This window comes from Sulfitobacter sp. JL08 (assembly GCF_003352045.1).
GTDB lineage: Bacteria > Pseudomonadota > Alphaproteobacteria > Rhodobacterales > Rhodobacteraceae > JL08.
In genome coordinates this window covers 1,995,482-2,015,098 of record NZ_CP025815.1, presented here as the reverse complement: position 1 = coordinate 2,015,098, position 19,617 = coordinate 1,995,482, and the positions used below count along the sequence as shown (strand labels likewise).

Annotated in this window: 19 protein-coding genes; 9 read left to right on the top strand and 10 right to left on the bottom strand. The window is 59.0% G+C overall.

Translation table 11 applies throughout. The features are described from left to right. Positions 1–7: 7 nt before the first annotated feature. Positions 8–163 (bottom strand): hypothetical protein, encoded by a 156-nt coding sequence (locus tag C1J05_RS21375; RefSeq protein WP_205389224.1) that lies wholly within the window; start codon positions 161–163, stop codon positions 8–10. Between the two features lie 250 nt (positions 164–413). Between C1J05_RS21375 and C1J05_RS09930 the strand changes: the two genes are divergently transcribed. Continuing rightward, complete coding sequence (locus C1J05_RS09930; RefSeq protein WP_368073738.1) at positions 414–818, top strand: acyl-CoA thioesterase; 405 nt, start codon at positions 414–416, stop codon at positions 816–818. Positions 819–821: 3 nt separating this feature from the next. Here C1J05_RS09930 and pgi read toward each other — a convergent pair whose 3' ends face one another. The 3 genes from pgi to zwf are packed head-to-tail and all read right to left on the bottom strand — an operon-like array spanning position 822 to position 4,548. Continuing rightward, positions 822–2,405: a glucose-6-phosphate isomerase gene (gene pgi, locus C1J05_RS09925; RefSeq protein WP_114870113.1), complete on the bottom strand. Its 1,584-nt coding sequence runs from the start codon at positions 2,403–2,405 to the stop codon at positions 822–824. A 5-nt stretch (positions 2,406–2,410) separates the two neighbouring features. After that, positions 2,411–3,082: a 6-phosphogluconolactonase gene (gene pgl / locus C1J05_RS09920; RefSeq protein ID WP_114870112.1), complete on the bottom strand. Its 672-nt coding sequence runs from the start codon at positions 3,080–3,082 to the stop codon at positions 2,411–2,413. Continuing rightward, complete coding sequence (gene zwf / locus C1J05_RS09915) at positions 3,079–4,548, bottom strand: glucose-6-phosphate dehydrogenase (protein WP_114870111.1); 1,470 nt, start codon at positions 4,546–4,548, stop codon at positions 3,079–3,081. The genes pgl and zwf overlap by 4 nt, the downstream gene beginning before the upstream one ends. Before the next feature lie 144 nt (positions 4,549–4,692). On the opposite strand from zwf, the gene C1J05_RS09910 reads away from it, so the two are divergent. Together C1J05_RS09910 and C1J05_RS09905 are read left to right on the top strand one after the other, a co-directional pair. Then, a complete protein-coding gene (locus C1J05_RS09910) occupies positions 4,693–5,643 on the top strand; it encodes a radical SAM protein (protein ID WP_114870110.1) in 951 nt (316 codons plus the stop codon). Positions 5,644–5,736: 93 nt separating this feature from the next. Beyond that, positions 5,737–6,438: a Crp/Fnr family transcriptional regulator gene (locus tag C1J05_RS09905; RefSeq protein WP_114870109.1), complete on the top strand. Its 702-nt coding sequence runs from the start codon at positions 5,737–5,739 to the stop codon at positions 6,436–6,438. Here C1J05_RS09905 and C1J05_RS09900 read toward each other — a convergent pair. Beyond that, positions 6,435–6,704: an usg protein gene (locus C1J05_RS09900; RefSeq protein WP_114870108.1), complete on the bottom strand. Its 270-nt coding sequence runs from the start codon at positions 6,702–6,704 to the stop codon at positions 6,435–6,437. The two genes, C1J05_RS09905 and C1J05_RS09900, sit on opposite strands and share 4 nt — an antisense overlap. A 192-nt stretch (positions 6,705–6,896) precedes the next feature. Between C1J05_RS09900 and gyrA the strand changes: the two genes are divergently transcribed. Continuing rightward, on the top strand, positions 6,897–9,647 hold the full coding sequence (gene gyrA, locus C1J05_RS09895) for a DNA gyrase subunit A (RefSeq protein ID WP_205389223.1): 2,751 nt from the start codon (positions 6,897–6,899) through the stop codon (positions 9,645–9,647). 53 nt (positions 9,648–9,700) lie between these two features. On the opposite strand, the gene C1J05_RS09890 is transcribed toward gyrA, so the two are convergent. From C1J05_RS09890 to C1J05_RS09880, 3 genes are read right to left on the bottom strand one after another with little or no spacing between them, the layout of a single operon-like run. After that, positions 9,701–11,176 carry a carboxypeptidase M32 gene (locus C1J05_RS09890; protein ID WP_114870107.1) on the bottom strand — a complete coding sequence of 492 codons (1,476 nt, stop codon included), beginning with the start codon at positions 11,174–11,176 and terminating at the stop codon, positions 9,701–9,703. After that, the gene (ctaA, locus tag C1J05_RS09885) at positions 11,177–12,319 is read right to left on the bottom strand and encodes a heme A synthase (RefSeq protein WP_114870106.1); all 1,143 of its coding nucleotides are present in this window, start codon (positions 12,317–12,319) and stop codon (positions 11,177–11,179) included. A 56-nt stretch (positions 12,320–12,375) separates the two neighbouring features. Next, complete coding sequence (locus C1J05_RS09880; RefSeq protein WP_114872244.1) at positions 12,376–13,122, bottom strand: RNA methyltransferase; 747 nt, start codon at positions 13,120–13,122, stop codon at positions 12,376–12,378. A 154-nt stretch (positions 13,123–13,276) separates the two neighbouring features. On the opposite strand from C1J05_RS09880, the gene C1J05_RS09875 reads away from it, so the two are divergent. Then, positions 13,277–13,897: a thiamine phosphate synthase gene (locus C1J05_RS09875; RefSeq protein ID WP_114870105.1), complete on the top strand. Its 621-nt coding sequence runs from the start codon at positions 13,277–13,279 to the stop codon at positions 13,895–13,897. Here the strand turns inward: C1J05_RS09875 and C1J05_RS09870 are convergent. Continuing rightward, entirely contained in the window at positions 13,894–15,042 is a 1,149-nt protein-coding gene (locus C1J05_RS09870; RefSeq protein WP_254684762.1) for a HupE/UreJ family protein, read from the bottom strand. The genes C1J05_RS09875 and C1J05_RS09870 overlap by 4 nt on opposite strands. On the opposite strand from C1J05_RS09870, the gene C1J05_RS09865 reads away from it, so the two are divergent. From C1J05_RS09865 to C1J05_RS09850, 4 genes are all read left to right on the top strand, one after another. Further along, entirely contained in the window at positions 15,041–15,838 is a 798-nt protein-coding gene (locus tag C1J05_RS09865) for a DUF4198 domain-containing protein (protein ID WP_114870104.1), read from the top strand. The genes C1J05_RS09870 and C1J05_RS09865 overlap by 2 nt on opposite strands. 36 nt (positions 15,839–15,874) lie before the next feature. Then, entirely contained in the window at positions 15,875–16,768 is an 894-nt protein-coding gene (locus C1J05_RS09860) for a PfkB family carbohydrate kinase (protein WP_114870103.1), read from the top strand. Next, a complete protein-coding gene (locus C1J05_RS09855) occupies positions 16,765–17,679 on the top strand; it encodes a pseudouridine-5'-phosphate glycosidase (RefSeq protein ID WP_114870102.1) in 915 nt (304 codons plus the stop codon). Before C1J05_RS09860 ends, C1J05_RS09855 begins: the two co-directional genes overlap by 4 nt. A gap of 82 nt (positions 17,680–17,761) precedes the next feature. Beyond that, complete coding sequence (locus tag C1J05_RS09850; RefSeq protein WP_114870101.1) at positions 17,762–18,451, top strand: DUF502 domain-containing protein; 690 nt, start codon at positions 17,762–17,764, stop codon at positions 18,449–18,451. Positions 18,452–18,537: 86 nt separating this feature from the next. Here the strand turns inward: C1J05_RS09850 and C1J05_RS09845 are convergent, their stop codons facing one another. Further along, entirely contained in the window at positions 18,538–19,503 is a 966-nt protein-coding gene (locus tag C1J05_RS09845; RefSeq protein WP_114870100.1) for an alpha/beta fold hydrolase, read from the bottom strand. Positions 19,504–19,617: the final 114 nt, after the last annotated feature.

Below are 19,617 nucleotides of genomic sequence, written 5' to 3'. Positions count from 1 at the left end.
GCGACGTTCAGGTCAGGACAACCATCGCAACTGTAAAGATCGCGCAGAACACCGCGACGAATTCCAGAAACACCAGTGCGGTCAGCGCCGGTTTTGAACCGGGTGGGGTTTCGATGATTTCAAGGTGCAGATCATTCTGCGTTTTGGGGCGCATATTTGCCATACGAACATACTTTCAAAATCGGGACTGGTTACGTGACTGTCACTACCCTGCGCTGCACCGGTGGTTTCTTTAAGGCGAATTCCGGAAAAGTTGGCGGCATCTTCACGACGTCACGTTTCCCGGCACCGGCTGTGAACTGCACTTGCAACACCCCTTGGACACGGTTAGCCCTGCCGCCATGAATTTGCCCTATCACACCCCGCTTACACCCGATCAACAACGCGCCGCCGGTTTGCAGGAACCGCAGCCAATGGCCATTGCAGATCGCGTTCGGTTTGCCGAACTGGACGTGCTGAACCACGTCAACAACAAGGCGTATATGACGTGGTTTGAAACTTTGCGGGTCGAGTATTTCAACCGTTTGGCGCGCCCTTATTACGATGACGACCAGCCACGCCCCCGGATTGTTCTGGGACAGGGCACGGTGCGCTACATCAAGGAAATGCTGATGGGCGAGGATTACGTGACCACCTGCCGGGTCAAGGCGTTTCGCAACACCTCCTGCACCATGGAACAGCAGTTGTGGTCAGGTGATCTGCGGGCCGTATTTACCTGTGTCAGCGTCCTGCTGATGCCCGATGGTTCGGGCAGGATGCCGCTGCCGGACGCGCTGAAACAGCGGTTTCTGGACGTGGATGGCGCGATCGCCGAATAAGGCCTAATCGCGCCAGCGGTGGACAAAACCGACAAGGGCGCGGGTTGATCCGTCTTTGCCCTCGGCGGATGCGTGGCCTTCGATTATCGGGCCCAGCGAGGTGGCCAGTTCCTTGCCCAGTTCGACGCCCCATTGATCAAATGAATTGATGTCCAGTATCGCGCCTTCAACGAACACGCGGTGTTCATATAGTGCGATGAGCTGGCCCAGCACAAAGGGTGTCAGTTGCGGATAGGCCAGCGTGACCGACGGGCGGTTGCCGGGAAAGACGCGGTGTCGGGCCTGCCGGTCCAGTTCGGCACCGGTATAGCCTTTGGCTTGCATAAGCGCGCGCGCTTCCTGCAGGGATCGGCCCTGCATCAGGGCCTCGGACTGGGCCAGACAATTGGCCACCAGCAGATCGTGATGATGGCGCAATTCGGGTTCGTGCCCCTCGGCCGCGATCATGAATTCGCAGGGGATCACGCGCGTGCCCTGATGGATCAACTGGTAAAACGCGTGCTGTCCGTTGGTTCCGGGCGCGCCCCACACCACCGGCCCCGACGGTACCGTCAGATCGCTGCCATCCATCGCCACACGCTTGCCGTTGCTTTCCATTTCAAGCTGTTGAAGATAGGCGGGCAACTGCCCCAACCGCTGGTCATAGGGCAAAACGGCACGGGTGGCATAGCCGCAGACCTGATTGTGCCACAGCCCAACCAGCGCCAGCAGAACCGGCATGTTTTCATGCCAGTCGGCGGCCTGAAAATGTATGTCCATCGCCTGTGCGCCGCGCAGGAATGCCCCAAACGCATCCTTGCCGATGGCGATCATCAAGGACAGGCCGATCGGCCCCCACAGGGAATAACGCCCGCCCACCCAATCCTGAAACCCGAACACGCGTTCACGCGGTATGCCAAAGGCACCGGTCTTGTCCAGATTGCTGGACAGCGCCACAAACTGCGCCTTCGGATCGCCGCCATGATCCTGCATCCACGCCCGCGCCGTGCGCGCGTTGGTCATGGTTTCGATAGTGCCAAAGGTTTTCGAGGCCACGATGATCAGCGTGGTTTTTGCATCCAGTCCGCGCAGAGTGTCGGCGATATGCGCACCATCCACGTTTGATACAAAATGGCAGCGTGGTCCGTCGTGATAGGGCGACAGCGCCTGCACGGCCATGGAGGGCCCCAGATCGGACCCGCCGATGCCGATGTTGACCACATCGGTCACGGGACCGGAGCGGACCTGATCGGAATATTCTGCCATCCGCGCCAGCGTGTCCCTGACCTCGGGCATCACATCCTGCCCGTCGATCAGAACCGCTCCGCCATCCAGATTGCGCAAGGCTGTGTGCAAGACCGCGCGCGCTTCGGTGTCGTTGATCGGGGCGCCGGCAAACATTGCGCCGCGTTTTTCAGCAACGCGGGCGGTGACTGCCAGATCGATCAGGGCGGCGCGGGTGTTTTCATCAATGTTGGTCTTTGAATAGTCGAACAGCATGTCACCCGCTGTCACGCTGAAGTCTTGCGCGCGCCCGTCTTTCTGAAACAGATCAAGGATCGGGCGGTCCCTGACGCGCGTGTATTCCGATTTCAGGTCTTGCCACACGGTCCCTACTCCGCCCAGTGCACGGTCATGTCATCCATGATCGCATTGATCGGCGCGTCTTCTGGGGGAAGGGATCGCGCGCGTTCAAGTGCGGCGCGTTTTTCTGCGCCAAAGATCACCAGATGTTTAGATAATGCGCCGTCCAGCACGCGCGCGCTCAGGCTGACGCGGGTTTCGGGCTGGCCATCAATGCGCATGGGAACAAGGATCGGCGCTTGCGGGTCCAGCGCGGCAGCCAATTGGTCCGCGCCCGGAAACAGGGATGCGGTGTGCATATCCGCGCCCATCCCGAACAGCGCAATCGAGATTGGTAATTCCGGCACCAGTTCGGATTCCAGTTCGGGCAGAACGTCTTCGGGTGTGTCGGCCTTGACGTAAAGCGGCAGGTACCGCGCGGCTGCCGCCCGTTCCACAAGCAGGCGTTCGCGCACCAGTTTGGTGTTCGATCTGTCGTGATCCTCGGGAACCCAGCGTTCGTCGGTCAGGAAGATATGCACGCGTGACCAATCCAGATCGGCGGCGCACAACACGTCGAAAATCGGCCCCGGCGTTGTTCCGCCGGGCACGACAAAAGATGCGTGGTCATGGTTGAACAGGCAGTTTTCCAGCTCTCCTGCCAGTTTGTTGGCAACATCGATGGCCAACATATCACGGTCAGGATACTCGATCATGGTCATGGGCTCACTCCTCGCCATTTGCGTCCGTCGCGCTGCATCAAAAGATCTGCATCCGTTGGCCCAGAACTGCCGCTTTCATACGGTTTGGGAAATTCCTTGCGCGCTTCCCAACCTGCGATGATCGGGTCCGTCCAAGCCCATGCGGCCTCGACCTCGTCGCCGCGCATGAACAGGGTCTGGTTGCCACGGATAACATCCATGATCAGCCGTTCATAGGCGTCGGGCGGATCTTCGCCATCCGGCCCCAGCGCTTCGGCAAAGGACATATCCAAGGGAACATCCACCAGACGCATGCCGCCCGGTCCCGGTTCCTTGATGGTCACACCCAATGTGATGCCTTCGTTGGGTTGCAGGCGGATCGACAGGACATTGCGGTGGCGCCCCGCATCGGCGCCGAAAATATTGTGGGGCGTATCCTTGAACACGACGGTGATTTCCGAAGACCGCGCTGCAAGCCGTTTGCCGGTGCGCAGATAGAACGGTGCGCCGGCCCACCGCCAGTTGCTGATATGGGCCTTCAACGCGACAAAGCTTTCGGTGCTGCTGCGCGGGTTTTCAACGGCGTCACGATAGCTTGGGTGGGCATCTTCCTGTCCGGCATGCGCATCATACTGGCCACGCACGATATGGTGGGGTTCCACCGGATCAAGCGCGCGGATCACCTTGAGCTTTTCATCGCGTACCGCGTCCGGATCGAATTTGGCCGGCGGTTCCATCGCGATCAGGCACAGCAGTTGCATCAGGTGGTTCTGGACCATATCGCGCATGGCGCCTGATTTGTCGTAATATTCTCCACGGCCGCCCACACCCACGGTTTCGGCCACGGTGATCTGGATGTGATCGACATATTGCGAATTCCACAGCGGTTCGAACAGCATGTTGCCAAAACGAACCGCCATCAGGTTCTGCACGGTTTCCTTGCCCAGATAATGATCGATCCGGTAGATCTGGCTTTCGTTGAAATGCGCCGCCAGCGTCGCGTTCAGCGTGCGGGCTGATGCCAGATCGCGGCCAAAGGGTTTTTCGACGACTATGCGACAGTCCGCATCGGCCATGCCATAGCTGTGCAACCGTTCGGCCAGATCGCCGAAGAGACCGGGCCCGACAGAGAAATAGAATGCCTTGATCCGCCCGTCATTCGATATCCGGCTGGCCAGTTCGTCCCAGCCTTGGGTGCCGCGTGCATCGGTTGTGACGTAAGACAGGTTTTCAAGAAATGCCTCCAAGGTGCCGTCTTCGCAGGCGCGCCCGCCGCCGAATTCGCGGATCGCATCCGCCGCAAACTGGCGGTATTCGGTGTCGTCATGTTCGCTGCGGGCGGCGCCGATGATCCGCGCACCGGGCAAGACCTGACCATCACAATAGCGACGGAACAGGCCGGGCAGGATCTTGCGCCGCGCCAGATCACCGGTGCCGCCGAAAATGACAAGATCGAACGGTTCGACCGGTATGATACGAGAAACCATGTGCGCCCTCATTGCGGAATGATGTGCGCCGACCCTAGCATCTGCTGCCTGCATCACAATGGTGTCAAACCGCGAGGTAGCACTTTCCCTTGGTTTTTTCAGTCCTTAGGAACGGGGAACAGGCAAATTCAATCAAGGTGCGCAATGAAAGATGTTTCTACATCGGGCAATGACGGCAAGTTCGAACACCCGTTGGTTACGGCAACGGGTGCGCCGCGTGCCAGCGTGACACTGCGCGACCCGCAAACGCTGTGGTTCAACACCGGTACGCTGTGCAACATCACCTGCGCCAATTGCTATATCGAAAGCAGCCCGGAAAACGACAGTCTGGTTTACATCACCGCACAAGAGGTGACGGCGTTTCTGGACCAGATCACAGAACGGCGCTGGCCGGTCAGGGAAATCGCCTTTACCGGCGGTGAACCGTTCATGAATCCACAGATGATCGACATGGCGCGCGTGTCGCTGGAACGGGGCTACAAGGTGCTGATCCTGACCAATGCGATGCAACCGATGATGCGCCGCCGTGTTCATGACGGTCTGATTGATCTGAATACCCGTTTCGGTGATATGTTGACGCTGCGGATTTCCGTAGATCACCATTCCGCCGCCTTTCACGACAAGGAACGCGGCGCGGGCAGTTTTTCCAGAACCGTGGCCGGAATGAAATGGCTGCGGGATCAGGGGATCAGGATGGCCGTTGCCGGGCGCACCGTCTGGGGGGATGATGATGCGAGTTCACGGCAGGGCTACGGCGCGTTTTATGCGCGCCACGTGTTTGATATTGACGCCGAAAACCCGGCCGAGACGGTCTTGTTTCCGGAAATGGACGCAACCGTGCCGGTGCCCGAAATCACCACCGCCTGCTGGGATATTCTGGGCAAGTCGCCTTGTGACGTGATGTGTTCCAGTTCGCGCATGGTGGTGAAACGCAAGGGTGCGGAAAAACCGGCCGTTCTGGCCTGTACCCTGCTGCCCTATGCGCCCGAATTCGAACTGGGCGATACGCTGGAAGCAGCGGAACGCAATGTGTATCTGAACCATCCCCATTGCGCAAAGTTCTGTGTTCTTGGCGGCGCCAGCTGTTCGGCGTGAACCGGATTGCCGCAATTTCGTACCGGACAGGCTGCCGATTGAAATAAGCGAAACTTGCTTTTAGGGTTACGTTTTATTTGACCCGAGTATTTCATGGATTTTTCATACTTTTCCGGCGCTGGCGTCTTCGTACAGCTCGCACTGCTGTTTTATATTCTGGGGTTGCTGACACGGAATGAGCTGCGCCTGCGGCTTTTTCTGCTGGTCGGCTCGGGATTTTACATCATCTACTACTACAACGCATCCGACGCGCCTTTGTGGGATGCAATCTGGGCCAGCTCCGCGATCGCAGCGTCCAATTTGCTGATGATCGTTGTTATTTTGCGCGAACGCTCAACCTTGGGCATGTCGCCCGAGATGCTGACCTTGTACCAGTCCTTTCCTACGCTGAACCCCGGTCAGTTTCGCCGGATCATGCGCCTTGGGGACTGGATCGTGGCAGAGCAAGACACCGAAATCTGCACTCAGGGGGTCAAGCCGACGCATCTTTATCTTTTGTCATCGGGCACCATCAAGCTGGGCCGTGACGGCAAAAGCGTTAATATCGGTGCGGGCAATTTTCTCGGTGAAATATCGTTTCTGATCGACGGTCCGGCAACGGCCACCGTAATCGCGCCGGCTGGGGCGCATTATGTGCAGTGGGAACGCAATCAACTGACCGCCCTGATGGAAAAATCGTCGCGTCTGTCAAACGCGCTGAGTGCGCTGTTCAACAAGGATATTGCCCGCAAACTGGCTGTCAGCTGGCCCGAGCGGCCCGCCAGCGCGCCCCGGAACGTCTCGCCCTGTGCCTAATGCAGGGTAAACTCTCCGACGACATTGCGCCACTCGCCCGAGCGAAGCAATTTGCGGTGTGAAAACCGCACGGAATGCAGCGGTCCTTCGATTTCCGACTGCCAGAATTCGACAAACTCGAACAGTTTCGGGTGATCCGGTGCGATATCATAGTCCTGCCAGACAAAGCTGTTCAGCACATGGGTGTAATCGGGCATGCGATAGAAAAACTCTGCCGTGGTCAGCCCGTATCCCCGCAACATCAATTCGGTTTCCTGACGATCCATCTTTGGTCCTTTCCGACCCCCCTGAAACCTACAATGCCTGATCCGAATTACTTTTCAATAAAAACAGTATGTTATCACTTGATTGATGTGGCTGCCAAAGCAATCGGACGTCACCCATTGCACCCTACATCCTGCCTCTGATATAGTCTGAAACACAAAATATAGCGCGCAGTGACAGACGGACAAAATTACGTGAACGACACGCCAGAAACACCTGAAAACGAAGACGAAATGCCACCGGAACGCCCGGTTTATGATGGCCCTACGGTTTCGATAGAAGACGAAATGAAGACGTCCTATCTGGACTATGCGATGTCGGTGATCGTCAGTCGCGCCATTCCCGATCTGCGCGACGGCCTGAAGCCGGTGCACCGGCGCATTCTTTACGCGATGCACGAAACCGGCAACACGCACGACAAATCATACCGGAAATCCGCTCGTCCCGTCGGCGATGTGATGGGGAAATACCACCCCCATGGCGACAGTGCGATCTATGATGCGCTGGTGCGGATGGCGCAGGATTTTTCGATGTCTCTGCCGCTGCTGGACGGACAGGGCAATTTCGGGTCGATGGATGGCGATAACGCAGCGGCGATGCGCTATACCGAAGTGCGCATGGACAAGCCGGCAGCCTTTTTGCTTGCTGATATCGACAAGGAAACGGTCGATTTTCAGGACAATTACGACGGGAAAGACCGTGAGCCCACGGTGTTGCCGGCGCGGTTTCCCAATATGCTGGTCAATGGTGCGGGCGGTATTGCCGTCGGTATGGCCACGAATATCCCGCCGCACAATCTGGGCGAGGTGATCAATGCGACCCTGGCGCTGATCGACAATCCCGACCTCACCAGCGAAGAACTGATCGAATATGTCCCCGGCCCCGATTTCCCGACCGGCGGCATGATGCTGGGCCGGTCCGGCGCGCGCAAAGCCTATCTTGAAGGGCGCGGATCGGTGATCATCCGGTCCAAGACCCGCGTGGAAGAGATCAGGAAAGACCGCTATGCCATTATTATCGATGAGATTCCCTATCAGGTGAACAAGGCGTCGATGATCGAAAAGATCGCCGAACAGGTGCGCGAAAAGAAGATCGAAGGCGTCAGCCACGTGCAGGACGAATCGGATCGCAACGGCGTGCGCGTGGTGGTGGAACTGAAACGCGATGCCACAGCCGAAGTGGTGCTGAACCAGCTGTTCCGCTTTACCCCGATGCAAACCTATTTCGGCTGCAACATGCTGGCGCTGAATGGCGGACGGCCCGAACAGCTGACACTGCGCCGGTTCCTGACGTCATTCATCGATTTCCGCGAAGATGTCGTTGCGCGACGCACGGCCTTTGAATTGCGCAAAGCGCGCGAACGCAGCCATATCCTGTGCGGTCTGGCCGTTGCCGTCACCAATATCGACGAAGTCGTTGCGACGATCCGCCAGTCCGCCGATGCGGCCGAAGCGCGCGAAAAACTGATGACGCGCCGCTGGCCTGCGCGTGACATTCTGGAATATATCGCGCTGATCGATGATCCGACCCATACGGCCAATGATGATGGCACCTATAACCTCAGCGAAACACAGGCCCGCGCCATTCTGGAACTGCGCCTGCAACGCCTGACCCAGATCGGTGTCAAAGAGGTGACGGACGAACTTCAGGAGTTGGCAGGCAAGATACGGGAATATCTGGAAATTCTTGGATCTCGCGAACGGATCATGGGCATCATTTCGGACGAGTTGCGCGAAGTGCGCGACCAGTTCGCCGTGCCGCGGCGGACCGAAATTGTCGACTGGTCCGGCGATATGGACGATGAAGACCTGATCGAACGTGAAGACATGGTCGTGACGGTGACATCGGGTGGCTATATCAAACGCACGCCTCTGGCCGATTTCCGCAGCCAGCGCCGCGGTGGCAAGGGCCTGTCGGGGATGCAGACCAAGGAGGAGGATGTTGTGACCACCCTGTTCGTGGCCAACACCCATACCCAGTTGCTGTTCTTCACCACCGATGGAATGGTTTACAAACTGAAAACGTGGCGTCTGCCGCAGGGCGGGCGCACGTCCAAGGGCAAGGCTGTGGTCAATATCCTGCCCATTCCGGTCGGAACCTCGATCGCGGCGATCATGCCGGTGGATGTGCCCGAAGAAAACTGGGCCGATCTGCAAATCGTGTTTGCCACCAGCGCTGGGGATGTGCGGCGCAACGCGCTCAGCGATTTCACCAATGTGAAATCCAACGGCAAGATTGCGATGAAGCTGCCCGAAACCGTGGAAATGGTAAATGCGCGCATCTGTTCTGAAGACGAAGATGTGATGCTGGTCACCGATTCCGGCCGTGCCATCCGCTTTCGCAGCACGGATGTTCGGGTGTTCAAGGGGCGCGACAGCACCGGTGTGCGAGGAATTCGCCTGACGGGGGATGACCGCGTTGTCTCTATGTCGGTGATCCGCCATTTCGAAGCGACCGCGGACGAACGCGTGGCCTATCTTAAAATGCGTCGCGCCATGGCCGGACTGGCCGATGATGGCGAAACCGATGATGAAGACGGCGTGGCCGATCCCAATTTCTCGACCGAACGCTATGCGCAGATGTCGGCGGCTGAAAACCTGATCCTGACAATCACTGCCAAAGGGTCGGGCAAATTGTCCAGCAGCCACGATTATCCGCTGCGCGGACGCGGCGGCATGGGCGTGGCCGCGATGGACAAGGCCATGCGCGGCGGCGCGCTGGTGGCATCCTTCCCCGTGGATATGGATGACCAGATCATGCTGGCGACATCCAAGGGCCAGTCGATCCGCGTGCCTGTCGAGGGGATCTCATTCCGTTCGCGCAGCGCGGGTGGCGTCAAGGTGTTTGACACCGGCAAGAACGAAGTGGTCGTAAGCGTTGCGCGTATCGCCGATCAGGGCGATGAGGATGTCGTGGGCGACATCGCAGACGGCGGGACAGAGTAAACGTTGGTAAAAAGAAGGCACCGGAGTTTTACGCAAACTCCGGTGCTGTTCGTTCAAAGCTCGTAAAGCGCGCCGAACTTTCCATCCAGATAATCCAGTAACGGCCCTTCGCTAGGTGCAATACCGCTGGCCTGTTCGATCACCTCGCGGGGCAGATGCCGCCCGCCATGGCATTGCACGTTCTGCGCCAGCCAGCCGGTTGCGGGACCAAGATCGCCCTGGGCCAGTTGCGTTTCCAGATCGGGCACGGCGGCGCGCAGCGCCTGATAAAGGCATCCGGCATAGACATTGCCAAGGCTGTAGGTCGGGAAATAGCCAAACAGACCGACAGACCAGTGCACATCCTGCAAACACCCGTTCGAGGCGCGATCAACCTCGTATCCGAAATCGGCCTTGAAGCGATCGTTCCACGCCGCCTCCAGATCGCCGGCGCCCAGATCGCCGGAAATCAGCGCGCGCTCCAGATCAAAGCGCAGCATGATATGCAGGTTGTACTGCACTTCGTCCGCTTCGGTACGGATATAGCCGTTCGATACGCGATTGACGGCCCCGTAAAGCGCATCGGCATCCGCAACGCCGAAATCGCCGAATTGCGCCTGCATCTGTTCGAACAGGAAGCCGCAAAAGGCGCGGCTGCGGCCCAACTGGTTTTCGTAAATCCGGCTTTGGCTTTCGTGCACACCCATCGACACGCCCCGCCCCAGCGGAGTCAGCAGGAAATCGGGGGCGATATTCTGTTCATAACAGGCATGCCCGACCTCGTGGATGGTGGAATAGAAACAGTTGAACGGATCGGTTTCAGAGGTGCGTGTGGTGATGCGGACATCCTGCCCGCTGCCCGAACTGAACGGATGCACCGCCTTGTCCACGCGTCCTGTCGCCATGTCATAGCCAAATGCCTTGGCCAGTTTACGGGTCAGCTGCATCTGTTTGGGTTCGTCAAAGGTGCCGGTCAGACCGGCGGGCGCGGGCCGGTCCAGTACGGCAGCGCGCAGGGCCACCAGACGTGGACGCATTGCGGCGAACATCGTTTCCAGATCATCGGCGGTGATACCCGGTTCGTAATCGTCCAGCATCGCGTCATAGACATTGCCGCCAGCCGCCAGCGCCTGCCCTTCTTCGCGTTTCAGGCGCAGCACGTCTTTCAGAACCGGCACAAAGGCTGCAACATCATCATTGCTGCGCGCCTCGGCCCACTGGCCCTGGGCACGGGATGTGACGCGGGCAATTTCGGCGGCCAATGCGGCGGGCACCTTGACCGTGCGGGCATAGCTGCGCCGGATTTCGCGCATTTGCGCCTGTTCCACCGGCCCCAGTGCGGCATCATCGATCTTGGCCAGCCAGTCGGCCATGCGCGGATCAATGCGCCGCGCATGCAACACGCCTTCCATCGCGGCCATTTCCTCGCTGCGCTGTGCGGCTGCACCGCGTGGCATCATGGTTTCCTGATCCCAGCCCAACCGGCCCGCGACCTGCCCCAACGCTTCGGTGTCGCGCTGGAACGCCATCAATTCATCATAGGCTGTCATTTATTGTGTCCTGAGAGAGGTTGCGACGGGATAGGCCGACAGGTAGCGCGCGCGATGGATCAGAACCCACAGGGCCACCGCCAGCAACTGGTGCAGAATGGCGACTTGCCAGGGCGCGCCGTAAAGAACGGTCACGATGCCCAGCACCATCTGAAGCGACAGGGCCGCCATCACCGCGTTAAAGGCAAAGCGTGTGGTTGCATGGGCCGATTTGCGCCCGCGCAGCCAGACGATGACGGCGAACACAAGCAACAGATACCCGGCAATCCGGTGGATGAACTGTACCAGACCCGGACTCTCAAAAAAGTTGCGCCACCAAGGCTCCAGCACCAGCGCGCTGGCCGGAAACACCTGCCCGCCCATCAGCGGCCAATCGGTATAGGATCGCCCCGCATCAATACCCGCCACCAGCGCGCCGATGAGGATTTGCAGGAACGCGAAATGCATCAGGCCGGTGGACAGTGAAAACAGCTTTGCCTCTTTGCCGCGGCGGGCCTGCATCAGGTCGCGTTCGCTGCGCCCCAGCAGGAACACATACCACGCGATCATGCCCAGAATGGCAAAGGCCAGGCCCAGATGGATCGCCAGCCGGTAACTGGCCACATCCGTCATCGACCCGCTTAGCCCCGATGACACCATCCACCATCCGATCGCCCCCTGAAGCCCGCCAAGACCGCCAAGAAGCAGCAAACGGCCGGTCCATCCGGTTGGAATCTGGCGCCGCAGGAAAAACCACAAGAACCCGATCCCCCAGACAAGACCGATCACACGGCCCAGTTGGCGGTGGCCCCATTCCCACCAGTAGATGACTTTGAAATCATCCAGTTGCATCCACTGGTTCTGGATCTGGAATTCCGGTATCGCCTGATATTTTGCAAATTCCGATAGCCACGCCGCTTCGTTCATCGGGGGCAGCGCGCCGGTCAGCGGGCGCCATTCGGTGATGGAAAGGCCACTGTCTGTCAGGCGGGTCAGACCGCCCACGGCAATCATCACCACGACAAGCGCGAACAGGATCAACAGCCAGATGCGGATGCCCCCGCGCGCGCCGCCCCGGCCCTGATCGATCACGCCTGTCTGCGCTGCTGGGCGAGTTGCGTCAGACGTGCCTACTTCTTCAAAAATATTTCGTTTACCGCTCATGACGACCTCTTGTGTTGGGGCTAAGACTAGGGCGCTGTCAGGGCCGCTTCAAGCGGTTACGACCCGCGTTCTTTCCAGCGGACCATCTGGCGCAGGATGCCGTGCAACATCTGCACATCCGCACGGGTCAGCGCCATGCGGGCCCAGAGATTGCGCAGGTTGATTTTCATGCTGGCGGCCTTGTCCTGCGGAAAAAAGAAACCGGCCTCTTCCAGTCGGTTCTCGTAATGCTCGGCCAGTTTTTCAATCTCGATCACCGGTGCCCAGTCAGTGCCGGCCAGTTCCACGCTTTGCGGCGTAACGTCCACGGCATGGCGGCGCCATTCATAGCCCGTCAGCAAAACGCATTGCGCAAGGTTCAGCGACGGAAATTCAGGGTTCACCGGAACCGAGATCAGCGCATCGGCCCGGGCGATATCTTCGTTTTCCAGACCTGCGCGTTCCGGCCCGAACAGCACCGCCACTTTTTGCCCGCCTGCGATCCTGTCGCGGGCGATCTGCATCGCGTGTTCGGGCGACATGACCGTTTTCGTCAGGTCGCGCTGGCGCGCGGTGGTGGCGAACACATAGGTACAATCGCCCGCGGCATCGGCCACGCTGTCAAAAACACCGGCCTCGTCCAGCAGGCGGCCTGCGCCGCTGGCCATCACGACCGCCTTTTGATTAGGCCAGCCGTCACGCGGCGCAACGATCCGCATCCGGTCCAGCCCGAAATTCCACATCGCGCGCGCGGCCGCGCCGATGTTTTCGCCCATTTGCGGGCGCACCAGAATAAAGACAGGTTGTGGCGTGTCGGTCGGCATCGCGAAATCCCCAGAAATGCGCCCCTGCTCTACGCGGCCCGTCGGTATCATGCAATCCGAACCCTCAATGACAGCCGCAATATTCACCTGCCCGTTTGCATTTGCGCCCAGACAGGGTAAATGCGGTTTTCAAAGACCAAAGGGACGTTTCACCATGGCCGAACAAGAGCAGCCACAAACCTATCTGATCACCCCTGCCCATTTCGAATTGTCGGCCTTTCCGCCCCTGCTGGCGCAGGTGCTGGACCAGTGCCCTGTCGCTTGCGTGCGCCTGGCGATGGCTGGTCAGTCCGAAGATACGATTGCCCGCGCCGCTGACACGCTGCGCGAGATCACCCATGCCCGCGATGTTGCACTGGTGCTGTCGGAACATCTGGTTCTGGTGGAACGTCTGGGGCTGGACGGTGTGCATTTGCTGGATGCGTCGAAATCCGTGCGTTATGCGCGCAAGCAACTGGGTGAAGATGCGATCATCGGCAGCTTTTGCGGCACGTCGCGTCATGACGGGCTGATTGCGGGCGAAGCGGGCGCGGATTACATCAGTTTCGGCCCTGTCGGGGAAACCGCGCTCGGCGATGGATCACGCGCCGAACAGGAAATCTTTGAATGGTGGTCCGACGTGGTCGAGGTACCCTGCGTTGCCGAGGGCGCGCTTGATCTTGATCTGGTGCGCGGCCTTGCGCCTTTCACCGATTTTTTCGGCATCGGCGATGAAATCTGGTCCACGGATGATCCGGTCGCGATGTTGAAGACCATGCAGGCGGCGATGGGTTAAAGAAACACACGCTCCACGAACCAGTAACCGCCGACCAGCGCAATCAGAACCGATGCGGGGATCGCGATGCGCGCACGGTACCACGGTTTGTCACGAAACCAGTATCCCAGCAGGGCAAAGGCAATGGCGATCACCGTCAGCTGCCCCAGTTCCACCCCTATGTTGAACCCGATCAGGGCTGGAAAAAACTGATTGTCGGGCAATCCGTATTCGCCCAGCACCGATGCAAAGCCCAGACCGTGCAGCAGCCCGAACCCGAAGATCACCAAGGGACGCCACCGGCTAAGCCCGTCTGTCAGGATGTTTTCCACAGCGACATAGACGATTGAGGCCGCAATCAGCGGTTCGACAATGCTGGCCGGAATTGCGACCCATCCCAGCGCCCCAAGGGCCAGCGTGACCGTGTGGGCCAGCGTAAACGCGCTGACCTGCCAGATCAGCGGACGCAAGCGGGTGGACAGGAAAAACAGCCCCAGCACAAACAGGATATGATCCAGCCCCTTGGGCAGGATGTGATCGAAACCAATTGGAATATAGGTGCCAAACGTGGCCCAGGACCCCTGCCCGCCGCCGCCGCGCAGGTCGATATCGGGGCTGGTGGAGCCGGCCTCGATATAATCCGTAAACGGCTGTTCCACGCCTTGCTGGCGCAATACCAGCGCGCCAGCGCCCCTGGGCCAGCCAAAGGTCAGGGACTTTGCATTTTCTGCAATCGGGCCACGCAAGGTTAACTGGGTGATGCGCGGCAATTCGATATCGCCCACCTCTCCGGCCTCGGCACTGGCAAGTGTCAGGGGCACTGTCTGCCCGTCTGCCGTTATTTCGATCGTTTCGGCCCAGCCGGGCACAAAAGCGGCCAATCGCGCCTCAAGCTCTGCGGGTGTCAGGGCGCGCAGGGCATCGTAATCATTGGATTGCGGGGTATCATTGGTATTTTCGACGCCGTCCAGATCAATACCGGACAGATACGCCTCGGCATTCAGGCGCAAAACCAGCGTGACTTCGCCGCCTTCCACGCTCAGATCAGCGATGGTCGGTGTCACTTCATGCGCGCTTAACGCAGTCGACAGCAGTGCCAAGAGGGTTGACAACATCAGGATCAGGCGCAGCTTATGGAACATCCGAAAGAAGGTTAGATTCTGCATGTTCCGCCTTGCCCTGTCCGTTCTGGCGCTGATGTTTTCCATCAGCGCTGTGTCTGCTCATGAATTCTGGATTGAACCACAAAACTTTCAAGTTGAAAACGGCACAATCCTGCAGGCCGACCTGAAAAACGGACAGAATTTCAAAGGAATAGACCTTGCGTTTTTCGAAAACCGGTTCGCCCGATTTGATATGATCCTGAACGGCGTGGTTGCCCCTGTTGCGGCTCGCATGGGCGATTCTCCGGCATTGCAACAGCCGGTGGAAGGTGAAGGTTTGCTGGTCATCGTGCATGAAACCACTGCCAGCCGGCTGACCTATACGGAATGGGACAAATTCCAGGAATTTGCCAATCACAAGGGTTTTGGCGACATGCGCGCGCGGCATGAGGCGCTGGGATTTCCCACCGACACGTTCAAGGAAACCTATTTCCGCTATGCCAAGGCGCTTGTCGCGGTCGGGGACGGTGCCGGCGAGGATGCACCGACAGGTATGGAAACCGAATTTGTCGCGCTGACCAACCCTTACAATGATGTTCTGGATGGGGGCATGCGTGTGCAGGCCCTGTATCAGGGGCTGCCGCGCGAAGATGCGCAGGTCGAAATCTTTGACCGGTCGCCGGATGGCAGCGTTACGGTCAGTATCACGCAAACGGACGCGTCCGGCATTGCCACGGTGCCGGTGACAAACGGGCACAGCTATCTGCTGGATGCGGTGGTATTGCGCGAAGCGCCCAAGGACAGTGGAACGGTTTGGGAAACATTGTGGGCGGCGCTGACATTTGCCGTGCCAGAGTGACTTGCGCCCTGCCCTGATCCCCGCCACAAACGCGCCATGACAGTTTCGCCTGACATCCTGTGCATCGGGTCCGTTCTTTGGGACGTGATCGGGCGTTCGCCCAGTGCGATGCGTCAGGGATCGGATGTGCCCGGCCGTATCACCCGCCTGCCCGGTGGCGTGGCAATGAACATCGCGATGACGCTGGCGCGCTTTGGCATGACCCCAGCGCTGCTGACAGCGATCGGGCGCGATGCCGAAGGCGATGAAATGATCGCCGCCTGCACGTCGCGCGGTATGATCACGGATCATGTCTACCGGTCCGATGATCTGCCCACAGACCGCTATATGGCAGTAGAAGGGGCGAACGGCCTGATTGCCGCCATTGCCGATGCCCATTCGCTTGAGGCCGCGGGCGACAAGATCCTGCGCCCGCTGATCGTGGGGCCGCTGGGCACGGCCGCCACACCCTATCGCGGCCCCGTGGCGCTGGACGGGAACCTGACCGTCGAATTACTGGCCCATATCGCGGCGTCTGGTCTGTTTGGCGCCGCTGACTTGCGGGTGGCGCCCGCGTCTCCGGGCAAGGCCGAGCGGTTGGCGCCGTTCATCGCGCAGCGGCGCGGTGTTTTATATGTCAATCTGGAAGAAGCCGGATTGCTGTGCCACACGGAATTTTCCAGTTCGAACGAGGCCGCCCTTGCGCTGGTCGCGCGCGGAGCGATGCGCGCGCTGGTTACAAATGGCGGTCAGGACGCGTCTGACGGCAGCGTGGAAGGCGTGATCACGCAGGCCCCGCCAGAGGTTCTGGTAACGCGGGTGACAGGTGCGGGCGATACGTTTATGGCCGCTCACATTGCCGCCGAATATGCCGGATCGGATCGCGCCGATGCGCTGTCGCGCGCGCTGCGGGCGGCTGCTGTCTATGTTTCAGGGGATACACCGTCATGATTGATCTGCACTTTTCAACCGAAGTTGCCGCGGCGCGGGCCAGTGGCGCGCCCGTTGTGGCGCTAGAAAGCACGATCATCACCCACGGCATGCCCTATCCGCAAAATCTGGACGTGGCGCGCAAGGTTGAAGATACCGTGCGCCAGAATGGCGCCGTTCCGGCGACAATCGCCGTTATGTCGGGCCAGCTTCACATCGGGTTGGATGACGACCGGCTTGAAACGCTTGCACGTGCCAGATCCGTCGCCAAACTGTCACGCGCCGATCTGGCGGTGTGCCTTGCATCCGGTAAAACCGGCGCGACCACTGTGGCGGCCACGATGATTGCGGCGCATCTGGCGGGGATCAGGGTGTTTGCCACCGGCGGCATTGGCGGCGTGCATCGCGGGGCCGAAGCGGATTTCGACATTTCGGCCGACCTGCATGAACTGGCGCAAACTCCGGTGACGGTGGTTGCCGCAGGGGCCAAGGCCATTCTGGATGTCCCCAAAACGCTTGAGGTGCTGGAAACGCTGGGTGTGCCGGTGATTGCCTATGGTCAGGATATGTTTCCAGCATTCTGGTTGGCCGGGTCCGATCTGGCCGCGCCGTTGCGGCTGGACAGCGCTGCCGATATCGCGCGCGCTCATGATTTGCGCGCGGCCCTGGGCCTGCCGGGCGGGCAGCTGGTGGCCAACCCGATACCCGAACAGGACGAAATACCGGCAGAGATTCTGGCCCCGCTGATCGCGACCGCATTACAGGATGCGACACGTCACAACATCACCGGCAAGGCGGTGACGCCCTATCTTCTGCAACGGATTTTCGAACTGACCGACGGGCGTTCGCTTGATGCCAATATCGCACTGGTGCTGAACAATGCACGCCTTGGCGCAGAGATTGCCAAAGCTTTCAGCGCCAAAACAGACTGATCAGCCATATGCAATCTCGCCCATTGTAGCGTGAAACCAAACACCCTAAGTATCACCCGCAAACCAAGTGAACGGGTCAAAGATGAACACCCCTTTCGATGATGAAGAAAAGCCGCGCAAAGCCGGGCGCTTTGCGGGTCTGAGGGCGTCTTTCCTGACGGGCATCGTGGTGATCGCGCCGATCTGGCTGACCATCTGGCTGATCCTGTCCGTCGTGGGCTGGATTGATGGTTTCGTGCTGCCGCTGGTGCCCGCCAACCTGCGACCGGAACAATATATCGGGATCAACCTGCGCGGCCTTGGCGTATTCATTTTTCTGGTGTTCACCGTCATTGTCGGCTGGGTTGCCAAGGGGCTGATCGGGCGGTCGCTGATCCGCTTTGGCGAAGGTGTGGTCGACCGGATGCCTGTCGTCAGGTCGATCTATTCTGGCATCAAACAGATTTCGGAAACCGTGTTCGCGCAATCCGAAAGGTCGTTCGAAAAAGCCTGTCTGATCCAGTACCCGCGCAAGGGTATCTGGGCCATCGGCTTTGTTTCGACCACCGCCAAGGGCGAAGTGGCGCGGCGGGCGGAAACAAGTGGCGCGCTGATGTCGATCTTTGTGCCGACAACGCCAAACCCGACATCGGGTTTTTTGCTGTTCTTTCCCAAAGAGGACGTGATCGAACTGGACATGACCGTGGAAGATGCCGCCAAACTGGTGATTTCCGCAGGGCTGGTTTATCCCAACGGAAAAGATCCGACAGTGCCGCCTGTGGATAAACGTTAGCCATCAGGCGGCGGTATTAAATGGCAATTTTGGGTCAAAGCGGAAAGAGGTAAGCGCGTTAGGCACGCTGCCCCATGAATTGAAGATCAGTGTTGCGCCACGAATTCTGTGATCAACTCGGATAACTCCTGATCATGGCCCAGCCAAATGTGCCCTCCCGAAGGAAAAACAACCAGTCTCGCGTCAGGTGTTCGTTCGGAAATGGTGCGGGCCGTTTGCGCAGTCCCGAACAAATCATCCTGGGCTGACACGACAAGAGTGGGAACTTTCAGTTGCGTGAAATCAATTTCGGTCGGATGACCCGAAAATCTGGCATCATTGACCATCCCGATCGAACGCCGGCTGATTGGCATCAAATCCCCAAGTATCAGGTGCGCCCGGTTGCGCTCGGATAGCTCCACCTTATCCAGCAGGGCCGGATCTGTGGCCAGCAACGTGCGGATCAACTGGTTTGGCGCCAGCTTCAAAGCCGTCCAGAACCAGCGATCTGACGTCAATAGTTTTCCGACAAAGTACCGTTGCAGCCGGGTGAACTCGACCGGATCCCGGTTGCTCAGGTTCATGGCGGGAACAAGCAAGATCAGATGTGAACATCGGTCAGGATGACGCAGGGTGAACTGCGACGCGGTCAATGCGCCTGCGGACCCACCGGCAACGGGAATCCTGTCAATGCGGAGCGCATCAAGCAATTCGGCAAAAGCGTCCGCTTGGCTTTCTGGCGTCGGTTCGGATGGAATATGGCTTCGCAGATATCCGAAACGCGAAGGCGCGATCACTTGGAAACCCGATGAAATTAATCGACCTGCAAACCGTAAGCCCTGATCGAACCCGCCGCCTGTTCCATGAATCATGAGAAAAGGTGCGCCACAGCCTTCGACAGCATATTCAAGATCGCCGAAACGGGTGGAAATCAGCCTGCTTTTCTGGCCGACCCGAGCATGCGCGGCTGGAACGGCTTCGCCATAAGAACCGCAGACATAGCCGCCGCCAAACAGCAGGGCACCACAAGATGCGGCTGCGCCATAGATAAAGGTACGACGAGAAAAGGGCATTGCCGTTATCCAGAGTAAACATGCGGTCTGTCGATCACCTTAAGACTGGAAAAAAAGATGACATTGATGCAACTCAGGACTTTACGGTGTAAATTCCGTCTGATCGGGATTTTT

What these genes read in the sequence shown, in the direction of transcription:
- C1J05_RS09890 (WP_114870107.1), bottom strand. Translation starts at nt 11,176, where the DNA reads ATGACAGCCTATGATGAATTGATGGCGTTCCAGCGCGACACCGAAGCG.
- ctaA (WP_114870106.1), bottom strand. Translation starts at nt 12,319, where the DNA reads ATGAGCGGTAAACGAAATATTTTTGAAGAAGTAGGCACGTCTGACGCA.
- C1J05_RS21375 (WP_205389224.1), bottom strand. Translation starts at nt 163, where the DNA reads ATGGCAAATATGCGCCCCAAAACGCAGAATGATCTGCACCTTGAAATC.
- C1J05_RS09865 (WP_114870104.1), top strand. Translation starts at nt 15,041, where the DNA reads ATGTTCCGCCTTGCCCTGTCCGTTCTGGCGCTGATGTTTTCCATCAGC.
- C1J05_RS09845 (WP_114870100.1), bottom strand. Translation starts at nt 19,503, where the DNA reads ATGCCCTTTTCTCGTCGTACCTTTATCTATGGCGCAGCCGCATCTTGT.
- C1J05_RS09930 (WP_368073738.1), top strand. Translation starts at nt 414, where the DNA reads ATGGCCATTGCAGATCGCGTTCGGTTTGCCGAACTGGACGTGCTGAAC.
- C1J05_RS09900 (WP_114870108.1), bottom strand. Translation starts at nt 6,704, where the DNA reads ATGGATCGTCAGGAAACCGAATTGATGTTGCGGGGATACGGGCTGACC.
- C1J05_RS09870 (WP_254684762.1), bottom strand. Translation starts at nt 15,042, where the DNA reads ATGCAGAATCTAACCTTCTTTCGGATGTTCCATAAGCTGCGCCTGATC.
- C1J05_RS09880 (WP_114872244.1), bottom strand. Translation starts at nt 13,122, where the DNA reads ATGCCGACCGACACGCCACAACCTGTCTTTATTCTGGTGCGCCCGCAA.
- C1J05_RS09850 (WP_114870101.1), top strand. Translation starts at nt 17,762, where the DNA reads ATGAACACCCCTTTCGATGATGAAGAAAAGCCGCGCAAAGCCGGGCGC.
- C1J05_RS09905 (WP_114870109.1), top strand. Translation starts at nt 5,737, where the DNA reads ATGGATTTTTCATACTTTTCCGGCGCTGGCGTCTTCGTACAGCTCGCA.
- C1J05_RS09875 (WP_114870105.1), top strand. Translation starts at nt 13,277, where the DNA reads ATGGCCGAACAAGAGCAGCCACAAACCTATCTGATCACCCCTGCCCAT.
- C1J05_RS09910 (WP_114870110.1), top strand. Translation starts at nt 4,693, where the DNA reads ATGAAAGATGTTTCTACATCGGGCAATGACGGCAAGTTCGAACACCCG.
- pgl (WP_114870112.1), bottom strand. Translation starts at nt 3,082, where the DNA reads ATGACCATGATCGAGTATCCTGACCGTGATATGTTGGCCATCGATGTT.
- zwf (WP_114870111.1), bottom strand. Translation starts at nt 4,548, where the DNA reads ATGGTTTCTCGTATCATACCGGTCGAACCGTTCGATCTTGTCATTTTC.
- C1J05_RS09855 (WP_114870102.1), top strand. Translation starts at nt 16,765, where the DNA reads ATGATTGATCTGCACTTTTCAACCGAAGTTGCCGCGGCGCGGGCCAGT.
- C1J05_RS09860 (WP_114870103.1), top strand. Translation starts at nt 15,875, where the DNA reads ATGACAGTTTCGCCTGACATCCTGTGCATCGGGTCCGTTCTTTGGGAC.